Here is a 15,501-nt window from a genome sequence, read left to right as displayed (position 1 = left end):
TCTTTCTGACGCTGTTGATCTAGCTGGCGTTGCTGCTCTTTCTGACGCTGTTGATCTAGCTGGCGTTGCTGCTCCTTCTGGCGCTGTTGCTCTTGCTGGCGTTGCTGCTCTTTCTGGCGCTGTTGCTCTTGCTGGCGCTGCTGCTCTTGCTGGCGCTGCTGCTCTTGCTGGCGTTGCTGCTCTTTCTGGCGCTGTTGCTCTTGCTGGCGCTGCTGGTCCTGCTGGCGTTGCTGCTCTAGCTGACGTTGCTGATCTTGCTGGCGCTGCTGGTCCTGCTGCACATGCGGTTTGAAATACTGCTGCGTCACAGCCTCACGCGGCTGGTAGCGGTACTGCTCGGACCGTATCGTATGCTGCTGCTCTACTGCGCGAGGATAGCGGTCACCGGGATAATTCCGCTGATAGGCCGGCAACGGTGCGGGAGCTGGGGCGGAGCCGCTGTCCCAACGGTCCCACCCGCTTCGACGCTGTTCCCAGTCGCGACCCCAGTGATCCCCCCAACGTGGCGGCGCGTCGGCACGCCAGCCGCGGAAATACGGCGGAGGCTGGCGGTAGTAGCGAACCGGTACGCGCAGCACATAAACCGGCACGTCGTAATAATCCACCCTGTCCCACGGCCCGTCGTACCAGCTGCTCGCATACCAGTTATCGCCCTGGAACACCCAGTAGAGGCCGTCGTAAAAGAAGTAATTCGAATCCACCCGGGGGGCGTAGTAGACGGGATAGCCCGGTATCAGGACAAGATCCGGGTACGTCGAATAATGGATACCGACCGAGACATGGCTGGATGGTTGGTAGGGAGGAGCGGTATAGCAACCCTGGACAAGGGTCATCGATATCGCAATGATCAGGTAGCGTTTTTTCATTTTCTGCTCTTTCTGCCCTTCACTTAATCTCTGGCCATGGCCCAACTATCGGGCATGGCCCCATTTATCTGGATGGCATGATTTCAGTTGATGGTGACGCCAACCACCCTGATGATGTGTCAGCCGCCAACGCGAATGTTGCCCAGTGAACCGATCACGCCGAACACTTGTAGTAACCATATAACGACAACAATGACGACGACGATATTCAGGATCTGTTTGATCTTTGAGTCCATGGGGATATAGGTGTTAACGAGCCAAAGCAGCACGCCAACCACAATCAAGACGACGACCAAGTTAATCAGGGGCATACGGATTCTCCGGTGGGGTTATCAATCATCAAGGGCAGCGGCCGGATCGAATAGTCGAGCATGCTGATTCTCCTTGAGTACTCATTTCATAATAGGCAATTACGATCGGCCCTTCTGTTCGACAGCGAACATAGCCAGGCAACTGCCGCAGCGGCAGACACCTGTGCGGACCATGCGTATTTGTTAATGCCAGATCTGACCCCGTCGTTATGCAGACCCCAGATAAGGCTTGCTGCCTTCAGCCTGGTTAAATGAACCCGGTTAGCGCGGCATAACGCGCCAGCTTGCCCAGCGTCACCAGAATCAGAAAACTGGTCACGCTCACGCGCAGCATACCGGCGACCAGACACAGAGGATCGCCCACCACCGGCAGCCAGGCCAGCAGCAGGCTGGGGCGGCCAAAGCGATTGAACCAGCGTTCGGCGCGCGCGATGTGCTGGTCGGTTTTTTCGCTGCGGCGCTGCACCGCCTTGCGACCAAACCGTCCCATGCCGTAGGTGATCAGACTGCCGAGCACGTTGCCGGCGGTAGCGGTCAACACGCTGGCTAGCGGATCGGCCCCCTGGTGCAGCCGATAAAGCAGCAACGCTTCGGAACCGCCGGGGAACAGGGTGGACGACAGCAGTGCCGAACCGAATAGCGTCCAATCCATGCGTTGCAAGGCTTACTCAAAATTTGAAAATCCGGGTGCCGATTTTGCAATGCAATTCGTAAATGCAAGACCTGCCCCGTCGTTACGAGACCCCGCATCTGCGGGTGTCTGTGCGTCCGGTTGTTTCCCCTACTTACTCCACCTTGATATAGGCGAATCCTTCCTCGTTCTGCAGTTGGGCGATGCGCACGACACCGGAGGGAACGAAGGTGACCGGCGCGTAAAGCCTGCCTTTGTCGAGGCCGAGCTGGGTGCGCGTGATGTCGCACAACTCCAGCTTCACATTGTGAAGTGTCGCCAGCGTCATCAAGCGTCCGCGCAGGTTGTCACGCTGCGCCTTCAGCGCCTTGTCCTCGGCAAATGGCGTGTTGCGCAGCGGGTCGTCGGTGACGAAGCGTATGCCGTGCGAGAGGAAGACGATGCGGACGTCGTAATCAGTGAACGCGTTGTTGTAGTGCATCACCATGTTGTTGATGCTGGTGAGCATGGCGCTGAAGCGGCGCGGATCGCCGAAGTCGGCATGGTAGACAACCTTGGCTCCGGCGGCGTGCACCGGTTGCGGCAGCAGGGCAGCAAACGTGCCCAACATCAGAAGCATGCCGAGACAGGCGCGAAGCAGGGCTAAATCGGAACGAACGTGCATGAGAACCTCCGTTTTGGTGAGGAGTAAAAACGATTCTGCTTATTCGACCCTGCCAGACACTGCCCGGAGTGCCCGCAACTCGCACGGTGCACCGCTGCGCACCACCGGCGCGGCTGCCGGCATTCCAACAGCCAACCCGGCAGCTACGCCTCGCAAGGATGCGCCTTGACCGCGTTACGGCCCGCCGCCTTCGCCTGATAAAGCGCGACATCGGCCCGGCGGACGATATCGTCTATGCCCGTGTCATCCGGCAGGCTTCTGCATAGCCCGGCGCTCATGGACAGAATGGCGCTGCCGTTCGGCGCGCAAAGATTCACCCGATTCACCTCATCGCGAATTCGCTCGGCCAGCAAGAGCGCTCCGGACTGTGCCGTGCCGGGCAACAGCAGCCTGAATTCATCGCCGCCCGTTCGGGCAAAAATATCCTGCTCGCGAAGATTGGCCCGGACTATTTGAACGAACTGTCGCAGCGCGTCATCCCCCGCCTCGTGGCCGAGCGTGTCGTTGATGCGCTTGAAATGATCGAGGTCCAGCACAAGCAGGGAAAACGCCTCGCCCGTGCGCTTGAAGCGCGAGAACTCCTGATTGGCCAGCTCGTAAAAAGTACGCAGATTGACCGCACCGGTCAGAAAGTCTTCCCTGGCCGCCTTGGAGAGTTCATTTTCCAGACGCTTGCGCTCGGTAATGTCGAGGATCACCCCCGAAATGCCATCGGGATTGCCTTCCGCACTGTGGAACACCGACTTGTAGAAGATGACATCGCGGTGGCTTCCGTCGGCGTAGCGCACGCTGGTTTCGTAGGTTTGCGTGCCGCCGTCGGCGATCAGATCGCGATCGGCCTTCTCGTAGATGGCGGCCAGCTCGGCAGGGGCAACGTCATGCACGGAAGCACCAATAATCCTGGCGCGCGGCAGGCCAATATATTGCTCAAATGCGCGGTTGCAGGCCAAGTACCGGCAGTCCGCATCCTTGATGAAGATCGGACTGGGCAGCATATCAATCGCATTCTGAATCCGCCGGAGCATATCCGGATCAGCTTGTTCGTCTCTCAATTCCAGAAGCCTCCCTGTTGCCTCATCCCAACGCGCGCTGACACAGCGCCAAACGGCAACGGGCGCGAAGGGAAACATCCTGCAATGTAACATCCGCCCACGCCCCGGGTCAGCAGGCGGCCGGATGGGGACATGCAAGCCCTTGCCGCGCGCAGGGCCCACGCGCCCATCGCGGTCAGACAAAATCCGTTCAGCCGGCCCCCTTAACGGATCCCGTGGTTCCTGCAGGCAACGCGGATGGCCGCGCAATAGCCATCTGGCAAAAATTGCCTAATCTTGGGGAAGTGCAATGAATGCAAGGTATTCACTGCGCATTTTTTGTCCATCGTTTCAATGGAGGAAGCATGAAAAATCTGATCGCACCATTTGTCATGAGCATGTTGCTGCTGACTGGCCAGCCCGCCTTCGCCAAGAGCAATCCAGAAGAGGCCCGTGCCGAGATCAGACAGACCACCCAGACCATCCTGAAGGCGCTTTACCAGGCCCAGCCGTCTGCCCGCAAGGCGGTCTCGTCCAGCGCCGGCTACGCGGTATTCAGCAACTTCGGCATGAAGATCTTCTTTGCCGGAGGCGGCAGCGGGTCCGGCGTGGCGATCAACAACAAGACCAAGAAAGAAGTGTTCATGAAAATGGTTGAGGTGCAGGCCGGCCTCGGCCTCGGCGTGAAGAAATTCCGGCTGGTATTCGTATTCGACAACACCAAGGCCTTGAACGATTTCATCAACTCAGGCTGGGTAGCCGGTGCCCAGGCAACGGCGGCCGCCACGACCGGGGACCAAGGCGTCTCCTATCAAGGTGCGGCAGCGGTGTCGCCGGGCGTCTGGCTGTATCAGTTGACGGACAAGGGGCTCGCCGCCGAAGTGACCGTCAAGGGAACCAAGTACTACAAGGACGACGACTTGAACTGAGTCTGGCCCGTGACATCAAGCACTGAGGCTCGAGCTTCCCGTTGTCACAAGCTCGCAAGCCATGGAGTCACAAACGTCGGAGGCAGGTCTTGCATTGCAGCATTCCCATTTCGACTTGCATCGATTGAAATGTGTGACTGCAAGCCCTGACCCCGAAGTCCGAAGTCGCGCCCGGTCATGCGAAACCGTGGTCTTCCCACTCTTGTTCGGTTGAAACCGTTTACTCAAAAGCAACCCGGAACTGGCCCTTTTAGTTATTGGTTCACGACCCGATGGATTGGCTGTCAGTGGTAATGTGAGTAGCACCGCTTACCCTAGAAGCCCATCGCATGACAGATGCAGCCCTACCCATTCCGGATCACCGTTCCCACCTGCTCAAAGGCTTTGCGGCTGCAGCTGCAGTGATCGTGGTCTGGTCCGGGTTCAACATCGTTTCCCGGCTGGGCGGACGCAGCCCACTTACCCCCTATGACATGGCAGCCATACGGTTTGTCGTCTCGGGAATCGTCTGTCTTCCGTTTGTGTTGACCCGATGGCGCCACCTCGAGTGGCCGCGGCTTGCCGTGCTGGCCGCGTTTGGTGGCATGGGTTACGCCTTATTGGTCTACTCGGGCTTTTCCCTTGCGCCGGCCGCCCATGCGGGCATTCTGGTCAATGGCGGCATTCCCTTTGCGAGTGCGTTGATCGCCTGGCTCATACTCGGGCATCGCCCAGGAATCCGGACTGAATTCGCCCTGCTGGTCGCAGGTTTGGGGATCGTGCTGATTGGCCTCCACAGCTTTGGTCAACTTTCCGGGGCACCCGCCCATCAATGGGTAGGGGATGTGTTCTTTCTCCTTGCCGCAGTCAGCTACGCCTGCTTTGGCTTGTTGCTCAAGCATTGGCATGTCCCGCCACTCGACGCCACGATCGGTATCGCCGTGATTTCAATGGTTTGCTACACGCCCGTTTATCTGCTGTTCCTGCCCAAGGCCATCACTACCGTTCCCCTGTCCTTCATTCTGTTGCAAGGCGTTTATCAAGGCATCCTGGCTGCCTCGATTGCCGGCCTGCTGTTCGCCTACGCCATCCACAACATCGGGCCACAGCGCGCAACCCTCATGCTGGCCATGGTTCCTGGCATCTCGGCCGTGGCAGCCGTGCCCTTGTTGAAGGAATCTCTCGATGCCGTGACCATTGCCGGCGTCGTGCTGGTGACCATCGGCGCTGTTCTGGGCGCCACACATCAATTGGCAAAACGAGGATGAAGGGGGCAGTTCAGTCATGAGTCCAAAGGACCTGGAGTTGCTCGTCACCCGGGAGATGCCATTTGGCATGCACAAGGGCCGCATCATTGCGGACCTGCCCGGCAATTACCTCAACTGGTTCGCGCGCAAAGGATTCCCTCCGGGTGAAATTGGCCGCTTGCTGGCCCTGATGCAGGAAATCGATCACAACGGCCTGGCGGACATCCTCACCCCACTCAGGCAGCGATCAGGCAATCATCCCGGGCGCTCCGATCAAGCGTGATTTCAGACGGATGGCGCGCCCCCCATCAGGCTGGTCGTCGGCCTTTGCAGCCCTGTCGCGCACCGACTGGTCAAATGAAACTGAAAGCAATGATGGTCGCGTTTAATTTTCTTTGGTTTTTAGTTGTTATGGTTTTCCGAGCAGCCTCATCAATATCGCGTCAGTCGACGTCCACAACACAAACGGTTCCTCGTCGCCTTCTACGCTGTCATTGATGGCAATGGCTCCGGAGGGCCGCATCCAGCCGACAATCTTGTTGCCGAACGCATCGGTACGCTGCCCAAACCGACGCTCTGGGCCGAATCGCTTTTGCATCAGCGCAAGCACTTTTGGATGGCTCTCAGCAGGGAAGGCAACCCGTACGGCCGATAGACGGTCGTTGCGAAAGAAGAAGGCGATCAGGCGCGCATCGATGCCGTTGAATTCTGAAATGGTTGCCCAGCAGACGGAATCGCCAAGGATGCCGTGTTCAGCTGCACAGGTGTGGTGGAGATAGTGATAAGCCTGCTTGATGCTGAGTTGGCTATCCCCGCTCAGCGCATCCGTATCCAGCACGACCGGCCTGGCGTACAGCCTGTCGACCACGCTCGAACCGGGAATGCTCATGCGGTAATCCACCGCGATCCCCAATCCGGCCAGCAGCATGAGCAGGATCGCGAACTTGACGGATGAACTGCCCCTGACCAAACGGCCTGCCTTGATGTTACGCATTACATCCCTCCCCTTTGTCATGGCCGGCGAGTCTACCGGTTTCTTGTTTTATTGATGCCGTCCTGCTTTAGCCTCATCGAACAAGGAAAAAGCAAAGGGGGCCAGCTTGAACTGCCCCCTTTAGCCAGAGAAAGCCCCTCTCTCAGGCGCTTCAATCCATTTCGTTGGGGCTGGACGCCAGGCGCCATCGGGCTCCTTTTCCAGCAAAGCACTGGCCGCCTCGCCCAAATCCATAGCGAAGTGCTGCGTCGCGGCTTCGGCGCCGGCGTCTGCCAAATTCGCCTCATTCACGAAAGCGGCAAAACGCGGCCAATCATCGCTTAGTTGATCAACAAGAATGCGCGCCAGGTCATACGAAAGCATGTTGCCGTCGTCCGGACGAAGGAAGGACTTGCCCGACCAGAATTCCTGTATTTCATCGGCACCCCAAAAACCCTGATGCTTGGCGTGCATCTCTTGCGGGGAGAACAGGGGCGATCCTGAAGGGCTCAAACGATGCTCCGTGTTAACTGCAAGCCCCTCATTGAGCCAGGCCGGAATGGGCAGGTGGCTCACCAGACCATGTACCAGCTCGTGAACGATCACCGGCTCAATCGCACGAAGATCGGCTTTCACCGTTACGAAATGACCGCACCCCGCATGAATGTACATGCCGCCGCTCATCGCAAACTCGCCTGACTCAGGGTAGAAGTGCGACACGTAGCGGTAATACGCATCGCCATCGTCGAAAACAACCAGAATATTCATTCCCCAGTCAGATATTCGCGCCACGCCATCGAGCAAACGAACGATCCGGCTTTCCGTCCTGGTCATGAATTCAAGCGTTGCCTTCGCCACATTCGGCTCCAGGGATGACAGCAACACGGCATCGCCTGCTTCACTCAGCGAATAATCGCCGCCCAGCGAATCCCGCAAGTGAGCGAGCCAGGCCTGCTCGCACCCACCCCAGGCAGCAGCTTGCTTGTCATCAGGCAATGTATCGATCCACTGATACACCGCATCCCAATCGAAATGCGGGAACCCGTTAACACGCCGGATCAGGGGTTCAAGCGGCAGCCCTTGTGCCCCCGGAACCTCCACCCTCAAGGGGAGCTCGGGGATGGGCTCGGATCGCGCCCCGGATGAAGGCCTTGACGGGTCACCGCTCAAAAGCGACTGCAGGAATTTCAGCATCGCTGATTTCTATCCGGTCATGGGTTCGATGGCAGGTTAACCCCGTGGTCTGTACGAAGCTGAACTAACCCAGGCAGTTATTAATTGACCGATATTTCATACTCAATATCTTGCACCATGCGCCCGTAGTCGGTGCTTGTGGTGTTGTATCGCCCTCCAAACTTGAGCAGGTGTTTGCCCGGCTTTAAAGGCTTAAGCAGAATCCAATATCCATCGGACGCAGACGGATAGGCATTAAAAGGCATCTGGCTTTTGGGAACCCGTTCAAAAATATCAAAGCATTTGCGGGTTCTGGCTCTATATTTTTTTGGCTCTGTTACAGCTGCGCCATCCAATTCAACGAACAAGTCGAGAGCCGTGTCATTGTTCATGGCTGCGTTTTTCATGGCCTGGTCACACGTAAAGCCATTGTTTTCCTCGCGTGGCCAGTAGGCCATATTGATCACGGGAAAGAATATGTGTTTACCTGCCGGAATCGTGCAGCTCCGCTTGATCTTGGATGACCCGAAGCCGCCAGCGAGAAACCATACCGCCCCCTTTTGCCCCGTACCACACTGTGCGCCCGACATATCGCGAACTGGATTGATTTCTGCTGGGCTGGACATAGCCCACTTCCACCAGTCAGCCGACAACTCGACAGCGGATCTCCCTCCCAGCTTAAAACCAGGATCCTGAACCATTTCGGATCCTGCAGAATGGGCTAAACCGACGGCTGCAAATAGAACGCTACCTAACAACATCCGAAACATCACTTCTCCTTTGAGCGGAAATTTTTCGAGCCCGGCCCCTTAGTTGAGCCTTAACTGGATTTCCATTTGACGATCAGGTAGCAAAAGCACCAACTCGATGCTGCCCACACCAGCCCACAGTCTGCCAAGCCAGTTCCACTCAAAACTTCCAAGCATGGGATGTGTTCATTGGAAAGAACCGAAGTGATCAAAAGTGGGTAGGTGCAATATTTCGAGCCCGATCCCTTTGATTCATGAACCGCTGCGCGCCTCCATGAATTTGGCCAGAATCGGAGCACAAATCACGCCGAGGGCCAGGCGCAGGTTATTGTTGGGCACCACCATCGTGGTCGGGCGCGACATGTAGGCGCCGGGAATGCGCTCGAGAAAATCGGGGAAATCATGGCGCTCGCGGTCGCGGAAGTGGATGACGCACAGCGATTCGTCGGCCAGCGGCACGTCGCGCGCAATGAACGGATCGGAGGTATCCACCAGCGGCATGCGCTGGATATTGATATCGGTCAGGCCGAATTGGGGAACGATGTAATGGATGTAGTCGTCCATGCGGCGCAGGATGGTTTCCACCGATTCTTCGGGTGTGCACGTGCCCTTTTTGCAGTCGCGGTGGATCTTCTGTATCCACTCCAGGTTGATGGCAGGCGCTACGCCGATCAGCAGGTCCACATGCTGGGCCACGTCGATGCCCTGGCGTCCCGCGCGCCGGTCTATTTCCGGCGGAAATTGGCACGAGGCTTTACGACGCGTCCAGGTGTTGGCCACCAGGCCGCCGTGCTGCCCCTCGTAGAACAAGAGATCACTGCCCGGCTGCAGCGGTGACCAGGGCGTGAACTCGCCAGGTTGCACCCCCAATGCCTCGCCGTGTTCGGCCGTGTGCGCATACTGGCGAACCACCCCGCTGCCGCATTCGCCATAGGTCCTGAAAAACGATTCCAGCTCCGGGAAATGATTGCACTCGGGCCCGAACCAGGAAACCTTGCTGCCGCTGCCCCGCGATTCCTCCAGCAAGGCGGCGAACTGCCGGTCGGAATAACGCCGGAAACCGTCGCCATGAACGATCGCGGGTTTGATGTTCAGGCGCTCGAAAATGAACTTGAATGCGTGGCGTATCGTGGACAGGCCGGAACCGGACGATCCGGTGACCGCGATGATGGGATGCTGTTGGGACATGGTTGCTTATTTCCCCAGATTGGCCGGAAGGCCGCGGAGCAGAAAGTGTAACCCGGCGCATCCTGCGAAGAACAGAGTCCGAACATCGCGCGACCTGGGACCCGTCAAGCGCGTAGCGTCCATTCGAGCCCAGTCCCTGGATTACTGCCCTATTGTTACCGCGATCAATCGAGAGGCTAAAAAAAAGGGCGCGGCTATCGCGCCGCGCCCTAAAACTAGCCGTGGGTGACTATGGATCAGGCAAGGCGGTATTGATCCGCGATCGCTACGCCCGCCATCGCCGGGTCGCTGAAGGAGTGTTCGCCCGTTTCCAGGTGGCCGGCCAGGCGGCGGCTGAAATCGGCCTGCCCCCGCACCTTGACCGAGAAGTCATACCAATACGCGCTCGCCTCCAGCGCCAGGGACAGGCTGTGTTCAGCATGTGCCTTGACGGTATGGTAGGCCGGTGTCGCCGGGAAATACTTGTTGGCGGTCACGCTGAACACGCACGCACTGCTGCCGGTGTTGATCAGCTTGATATCCAACATCCCATTGACGGCATCGTAGGTCACCTCGACATCCGGATTGGGCTGGGTCGCCAGGATCGCGCGCTTGGCGTTGCCGGTGAAATGGCGGTGGAAGCCGTTCGGCCCCAGTACCCACAGGTCATAAGCGCCGGTGGCGGCGGCATTCCAGGCATCGGTGAGCTGTTTGCCGGGCTCTACCGTGTAGCGGCGCGGGATGGCCGTCAGGTTGAGACGGTCATAGACATGGAACACCGCCGTCGCATTCCCGGTGTTGTCGAACGCCAGCTTCACCTGGGTGGCGGATTTGATCTGGCTGGCCACATGCAGAGCGTAGGGCAGCGCGCGCGCGGGGCGAATCCCGGCGGCCTGCTCCGGCAAGGTGATGGTCGTCGGGGTGGGCGGCGTGGTGTGTGCCGGCAGCTCGCGCGCCTTCTTGGCCAGGGCGAACGTCGGGGGCAGCTTGCTGAAGAACTCGGTGTCGTTGGGGTCGGAGAAGTTGAAGGCGGAGGTCAGGTCACCGCACACGGCGCGACGCCAGGCGCTGATGTTGGGTTCCATGACGCCGAATCGGGCCTCGATGAAGCGGATCACCGAAACGTGGTCGAACACCTCGGAGTTGACCCAGCCGCCCTTGCTCCAGGGCGACACCACGTACATGGGCACGCGCGGGCCCAGGCCATAGGTGCGGTGCAGCAGGCTCTGCTCGGTGGCGGTGTTGTGGTAGCTGACCAGGTGTTCGTGATACTCGCCGCTGGTGTCGACGGTGGAGGCACCGGCCGTGACGGCCAGAGCCGGATCGTCGTTCCAGCTGGTGTAGGACGGCGCGGCCGGCGGCGGCATGTGGTCGAAGAAACCGTCGTTCTCGTCGAAATTGATGAGCAGGACGGTCTTGCTCCACACCTCGGGGTTGGCGGTCAGGGCATCCAGCACCCGCGAAGTATAGTCGGCGCCCTGGGCCGGGCTGGACGGTCCGGGATGCTCGGAGCCATCGGCGGTGGCGACGATCCATGACACCTGCGGCAACGTGCCGGCCAGCACGTCCGCCTTGAGCATGTCCAGGTCCCGTGTGCTGATGCCGCGCTGGCGCAGGGCCTCGGAATAGCCGGGGCGCTGGAACCAGGCGTCGCGGAAATTATGGAAACCGGCCAGGCTGTTGTCGGTGAAGTTATCCTCCATGTTTTCGTAAACCTGCCAGGTGATGCCCGCGGCTTCGAGCCGCTCCGGGTAGGTCGTCCAGCTGTAGCCGCCGTCGTTGCCGGGGTTGGCATCGAACCAGTCGTAATCGTTGTAGGTGGCCGGGCCGTTGCCCAGGGCCAGCGGATCGTTGCTGCCGGTCCACAGGAACAGGCGGTTGGTGTTGGTGCCGCCCTGGAACGAGCAATGGTAGGCATCGCAGATCGTGAAGGCGTTGGCCAGGGCGAACTGGAAGGGCATGTCCTCGGCGGTGAAATAGCCCATGGAATGGTTGTTCTTGGCCCTGGGCCAGGCGTTCATGCGGCCGTTGTTCCAGGCGTTCTGGGCATCGGTCCAGGAATGGGGCGTGCCTTCGACGCGCATGTATTCGAAATGCTGAACCGTGTTGAGGTGGAACGGGGCCACTGGCTGGCCCGCGGTCCTGACCGACTGGTTGGGCTGCACCCAGACGTTCTTGCCGGTGATGCCGGTCGAGTTGGCCACGGGGATCGGGAACGGATCGGCGAATCCGCGTACACCGGGCAGCGTGCCGAAGTAGTGGTCGAAGGAACGGTTTTCCTGGGTCAGGATGACGATGTGCTCCACGTCCTGGATCGTGCCGGTGCGCATGTTGGGCTCGATGGCCAGGGCGCGCTGGATCGACAGGGGAAGCATGGAAAGGGCAGTTGCCGCGCCGGCGCTCGAGGCCAGAGCGCGCAGAAATTCGCGACGGTTTATATTGCTCATGGGTTGTCCTTAAGAATGGAACGCCGGAATGGGAATCGGGGGATGCTGGGCATGTCCGGTTCCGTCATTCCGGCGGGATGACACGTGTCGCACCGCGCAGGGTGCAAGCGGGGAGGCGGCCTGGGGTCGCCTCCTGTGCTCAGTCCTGACTTAGCTTAGCGAGCGGCGCGGGAACGGCGGGCAGCGAAACCCACCAGACCCAGACCGGCCAGCATCAGCGCGTAAGTCTCGGGTTCCGGCACCGGGGTCAGCACGAAGGACAGGTTGTCGGCGTAGCCGTCGTTGTCGGTGCTGACCAGACGCTCCATGTCCAGCTTGAACATCACCTGGGTGGTGGCGGTGGGCAGGAAACCGCTGCTTGCGCGGTAGTACAGGCCGGTCAAGTTGTCGCGATCGGCGGGCAGGACCGGGCCCAGCTGGGCAACGCTCAATTCAGCGCCGTTGCTGTCCAGGAAGCTGACCAGCAGCATCGCGTTGTCGCCCTGGTTCGTCCAGCCACCCAGCCAGCCGGTCAACTGGAAGCCCTGGGTGCCAGTGGCGATGGCGGCGGCATTAGCGCTCAGATCCAGGATCTGGTAACCCGCGGAATAGCCGAAGCCGGATGTGCCGGCGAACATCATCGCGCCGCGATCGGCCGGGCCGGGTTGGCTAGGCATCACCCAGTTGTTGCCGTACTCGACGGCCATGAACAAGGGGGTGAGCTCGTCGAGCGGAGTCCAGCCGGTGACACCGCTCTCGGCGTCGCCGTTGACGATCAGGTTGGTGTTGTAGCTGGCGGCCTGCGCGCCAAAGGCAATCGTGGAGACAGCCAGGGCCACGAGGCTGCGAAGAAGAATCGACTTCATGAATATTTCTCACTTTTAATAGTTAGGGTTGGGTGTGCTGCCCGGCGAGCCAGCGCACGGTGGCGTGGGGCCGGGCTATATCGATCCAGCGCGGCGGCTGGATGCGACGGGCGGTATGTTAGACACCCAAAATGACGCGGTTAAGAAATAATGAGTCGATGAAACTGAGCTATTCGGGCTATTTGTTTTTAACTCAATTCGTGGTCGGGTCACGGGCTCAGGTCTTGCCTCTTACTGAGCTAACCCGGGTTTCCCGGACACTCGCGCGTTTTCCCTTGAGCACGCCGCCCGGCTCGCCCGCGATCACGGCGTTATGCGGGGAAGACATCACGAAGTCCTCGCTGCAGTGCGACAGTATCCTGTCCAGGTCATGGCTGTTCCGGGCTTCGATCCCGTCCTTCCAGAATCTGTCGGCTTGTGCTTTCGTGATCACGTGTCCTCCGATTCCAGATGTACGTTCCTAATTGCCGTGCCGAAATCAGCAGCCGACGCAGTGCGCGCACCCGGCGTTCCCTTCGGCCATAGCGGACCGCGTACATGATGCCGCCCCGATCCACGCCCAGATCATGCAGTGCCCGGTCGCTCAACGCGCCGAGTTCCGACTCGGCCCGCCGGCAGGCCATGGCAACGTACAGGCGCCGCAGGATTCTGCATACAACCCGCCGTATATAGCGCCTGCGCAAAGCGTCTGCCCGGCACACAAGCTGCCGGACATCCGCACTGCCTTCATGTCGTGTGTTGCAATCCATGTCCGGAATACTAGGCAGGCGCGGCACCTCGATACAGATGCAGAAAAACCGATTTTATTAGGCTACAGTTGCACACGGAGCCCAACTGTATCCATCGGAATCGGCATCGCGTGTACTGCATCCGGGCATGGCATTGGCCCTACACTGGCCACACAGGAGGCTGCAATGAACTTGTACGAAAACCTCGCGACGCACGTGAAGAACGCCATCCGCCAGGGCGTATACCAGCCCGGTGACCGCCTGCCCTCCGTCAGAAGGCTGTCAGAACAGCACCGGGTCAGCCAGAACACGGCCGTATCGGCCTACCGGCTGCTGGAAAGCCGCGGCTGGCTGGAAGCCCGGCCGCAATCCGGATTCTTTGCACGCCACCCCGAATCCTCGCTGCCCCCCGCAAAAGGCAACGACAGTGCCGAAGGCCCCTGCACGGTCAGCGTCACCGAGGTCGCCCTGCGCCTGTGCCGCAACACGCTTCGGCCCGACCTCGTTTCTCTGGGTGCGGCAACCCCCCACCCCAACTATCTTCCGCTGGGCGACCTGCGCGCCGCGTTCAACCGGTGCCTGCGCGACAGCAACGACGTCGCCAGCCGCTACAGCTTCCCCCCCGGAGAAGAACCCCTGCGGATACGTATCGCGCAACGCGCCGCCGAACGCGGCTGCGCCTTCGGCCCGGACGACGTGGTCATCACCGATGGTTGCCAGGAAGCCCTGAACCTCGCCCTGCGCGCCGTTGCCAAAGCCGGCGACATCATCGCCATCGAGACCCCCGCCTTCTTCGGCACCCTCCAGGCGATCGAGTCCCTGGGCATGCAGGCGCTGGAAATCCCCAGCGACCCGGTCGAAGGCATCAGCCTCGACGCCCTGGCGCTGGCATTGGAACGCTGGCCGGTCAAGGCCGTGGCCGTCGTGAGCAATTTCAGCAACCCCACCGGCAGCCTCATGCCCGACGCCAACAAGACCCGGCTGGTGAAGATGCTTGCCGCGCGCGGCATTCCGCTCATCGAGGACGACATCTACGGCGAACTCGCGCATGGACGCCAGCGGCCCCGTCCGGCCAAAGCCTACGATCACGCGGACAACGTCCTGCTCTGCGCCTCGTTCTCCAAGACCATCGCCCCCGGATACCGCGTCGGCTGGATCGTGCCGGGACGCTGGCGCAAGGCCGTCGAGCATCTGAAATACGTCAGCACCCTATCCAGCGCCACCCTGCCGCAGCTCGCCGTGGCCCACTATCTGGCGGACGGTCGCTACGAACGCCACCTGAACAAGGTGCGCCGCACCTACGCCGACAATCTGGCACGCATGCAGGCACATATCGCACGGCATTTTCCGGCCGGTACCCGGACATCGCGCCCCGACGGCGGCTTCGTGCTCTGGGTCGAACTGCCGGAGCAAATCGATACGCTCGCACTCCACGACAAGGCGCTGCGGCAAGGTATCAGCTTCACCCCGGGCAACCTCTTCTCGCCGCAGGGCCGCTATCGCAACTGCATGCGGCTGGTGGCCGCCCTGCCCTGGGATACGCGGGTGGAACAGGCGCTGGAAGCCCTCGGCAAACTGGCCCGGTGCGCCTAGCCGGAACGCAGAGAAATTTGGGGTCAGGTCTTGCAATGCAATACGTCAATGCAAGACCTGACCCCGAAGTTTGCGTATGCCCGATACGTGATCCGCGCAGCTTGGCCTATATTGGACAGACGCTTGTGCGCAGGCGAAATGCGTCCGGAAACCTCGTCAAGGAAGATC

At 60.0% G+C, this 15,501-nt stretch carries 16 protein-coding genes; 4 read left to right on the top strand and 12 right to left on the bottom strand.

All coding sequences use genetic code 11. The features are described 5' to 3' along the window. The 5 genes from IV098_RS09845 to IV098_RS09825 all read right to left on the bottom strand — a co-directional run. Positions 1-866, bottom strand: an 866-nt coding sequence (locus IV098_RS09845) for a hypothetical protein (protein WP_296888615.1), incomplete at its 3' end; no start/stop codon positions are given. 119 nt (positions 867-985) lie between these two features. Further along, positions 986-1,177, bottom strand: a complete 192-nt coding sequence (locus IV098_RS09840; protein WP_296888613.1) for a Thivi_2564 family membrane protein — start codon at positions 1,175-1,177, stop codon at positions 986-988. Between the two features lie 247 nt (positions 1,178-1,424). Then, positions 1,425-1,829 (bottom strand): YqaA family protein, encoded by a 405-nt coding sequence (locus IV098_RS09835; protein ID WP_296888639.1) that lies wholly within the window; start codon positions 1,827-1,829, stop codon positions 1,425-1,427. A gap of 133 nt (positions 1,830-1,962) precedes the next feature. Next, positions 1,963-2,472 carry a DsrE family protein gene (locus IV098_RS09830; RefSeq protein ID WP_296888611.1) on the bottom strand — a complete coding sequence of 170 codons (510 nt, stop codon included), beginning with the start codon at positions 2,470-2,472 and terminating at the stop codon, positions 1,963-1,965. Positions 2,473-2,615: 143 nt separating this feature from the next. Continuing rightward, complete coding sequence (locus tag IV098_RS09825; RefSeq protein ID WP_296888609.1) at positions 2,616-3,524, bottom strand: GGDEF domain-containing protein; 909 nt, start codon at positions 3,522-3,524, stop codon at positions 2,616-2,618. A gap of 344 nt (positions 3,525-3,868) precedes the next feature. On the opposite strand from IV098_RS09825, the gene IV098_RS09820 reads away from it, so the two are divergent. The 3 genes from IV098_RS09820 to IV098_RS09810 all read left to right on the top strand — a co-directional run bounded on the left by IV098_RS09820 (position 3,869) and on the right by IV098_RS09810 (position 5,941). Next, positions 3,869-4,432, top strand: a complete 564-nt coding sequence (locus IV098_RS09820; protein ID WP_296888607.1) for a YSC84-related protein — start codon at positions 3,869-3,871, stop codon at positions 4,430-4,432. 329 nt (positions 4,433-4,761) lie between these two features. After that, the gene (locus tag IV098_RS09815) at positions 4,762-5,679 is read left to right on the top strand and encodes a DMT family transporter (RefSeq protein WP_296888605.1); all 918 of its coding nucleotides are present in this window, start codon (positions 4,762-4,764) and stop codon (positions 5,677-5,679) included. Positions 5,680-5,695: 16 nt separating this feature from the next. Beyond that, entirely contained in the window at positions 5,696-5,941 is a 246-nt protein-coding gene (locus tag IV098_RS09810) for a DUF3820 family protein (protein ID WP_296888603.1), read from the top strand. Positions 5,942-6,067: 126 nt separating this feature from the next. Here the strand turns inward: IV098_RS09810 and IV098_RS09805 are convergent, their stop codons facing one another. From IV098_RS09805 to IV098_RS09775, 7 genes are all read right to left on the bottom strand, one after another. Next, positions 6,068-6,652, bottom strand: coding sequence for a hypothetical protein (locus IV098_RS09805; protein ID WP_296888601.1), 585 nt, complete (start codon positions 6,650-6,652; stop codon positions 6,068-6,070). A 120-nt stretch (positions 6,653-6,772) separates the two neighbouring features. After that, positions 6,773-7,825, bottom strand: a complete 1,053-nt coding sequence (locus IV098_RS09800) for a hypothetical protein (RefSeq protein WP_296888600.1) — start codon at positions 7,823-7,825, stop codon at positions 6,773-6,775. Positions 7,826-7,905: 80 nt separating this feature from the next. Beyond that, complete coding sequence (locus IV098_RS09795) at positions 7,906-8,574, bottom strand: hypothetical protein (RefSeq protein WP_296888598.1); 669 nt, start codon at positions 8,572-8,574, stop codon at positions 7,906-7,908. A gap of 231 nt (positions 8,575-8,805) precedes the next feature. Next, positions 8,806-9,741, bottom strand: coding sequence for a phosphoribulokinase (locus IV098_RS09790; protein ID WP_296888597.1), 936 nt, complete (start codon positions 9,739-9,741; stop codon positions 8,806-8,808). Positions 9,742-9,977: 236 nt separating this feature from the next. Next, positions 9,978-12,167 carry a phosphocholine-specific phospholipase C gene (locus tag IV098_RS09785; RefSeq protein WP_296888595.1) on the bottom strand — a complete coding sequence of 730 codons (2,190 nt, stop codon included), beginning with the start codon at positions 12,165-12,167 and terminating at the stop codon, positions 9,978-9,980. Between the two features lie 155 nt (positions 12,168-12,322). After that, on the bottom strand, positions 12,323-13,012 hold the full coding sequence (locus tag IV098_RS09780; protein ID WP_296888594.1) for a PEP-CTERM sorting domain-containing protein: 690 nt from the start codon (positions 13,010-13,012) through the stop codon (positions 12,323-12,325). A gap of 217 nt (positions 13,013-13,229) precedes the next feature. Beyond that, positions 13,230-13,445 (bottom strand): hypothetical protein, encoded by a 216-nt coding sequence (locus IV098_RS09775; RefSeq protein ID WP_296888592.1) that lies wholly within the window; start codon positions 13,443-13,445, stop codon positions 13,230-13,232. Positions 13,446-13,926: 481 nt separating this feature from the next. On the opposite strand from IV098_RS09775, the gene IV098_RS09770 reads away from it, so the two are divergent. Next, positions 13,927-15,333, top strand: a complete 1,407-nt coding sequence (locus tag IV098_RS09770; protein WP_296888590.1) for a PLP-dependent aminotransferase family protein — start codon at positions 13,927-13,929, stop codon at positions 15,331-15,333. The last annotated feature ends 168 nt before the right edge of the window (positions 15,334-15,501 follow it).

The organism is Thiobacillus sp. (assembly GCF_018780105.1).
In the GTDB taxonomy this organism is placed as follows: domain Bacteria; phylum Pseudomonadota; class Gammaproteobacteria; order Burkholderiales; family Thiobacillaceae; genus Thiobacillus.
The sequence above is the reverse complement of the archived record's forward strand: the minus strand, read 5'-3'. Positions and strand labels throughout refer to the sequence as shown.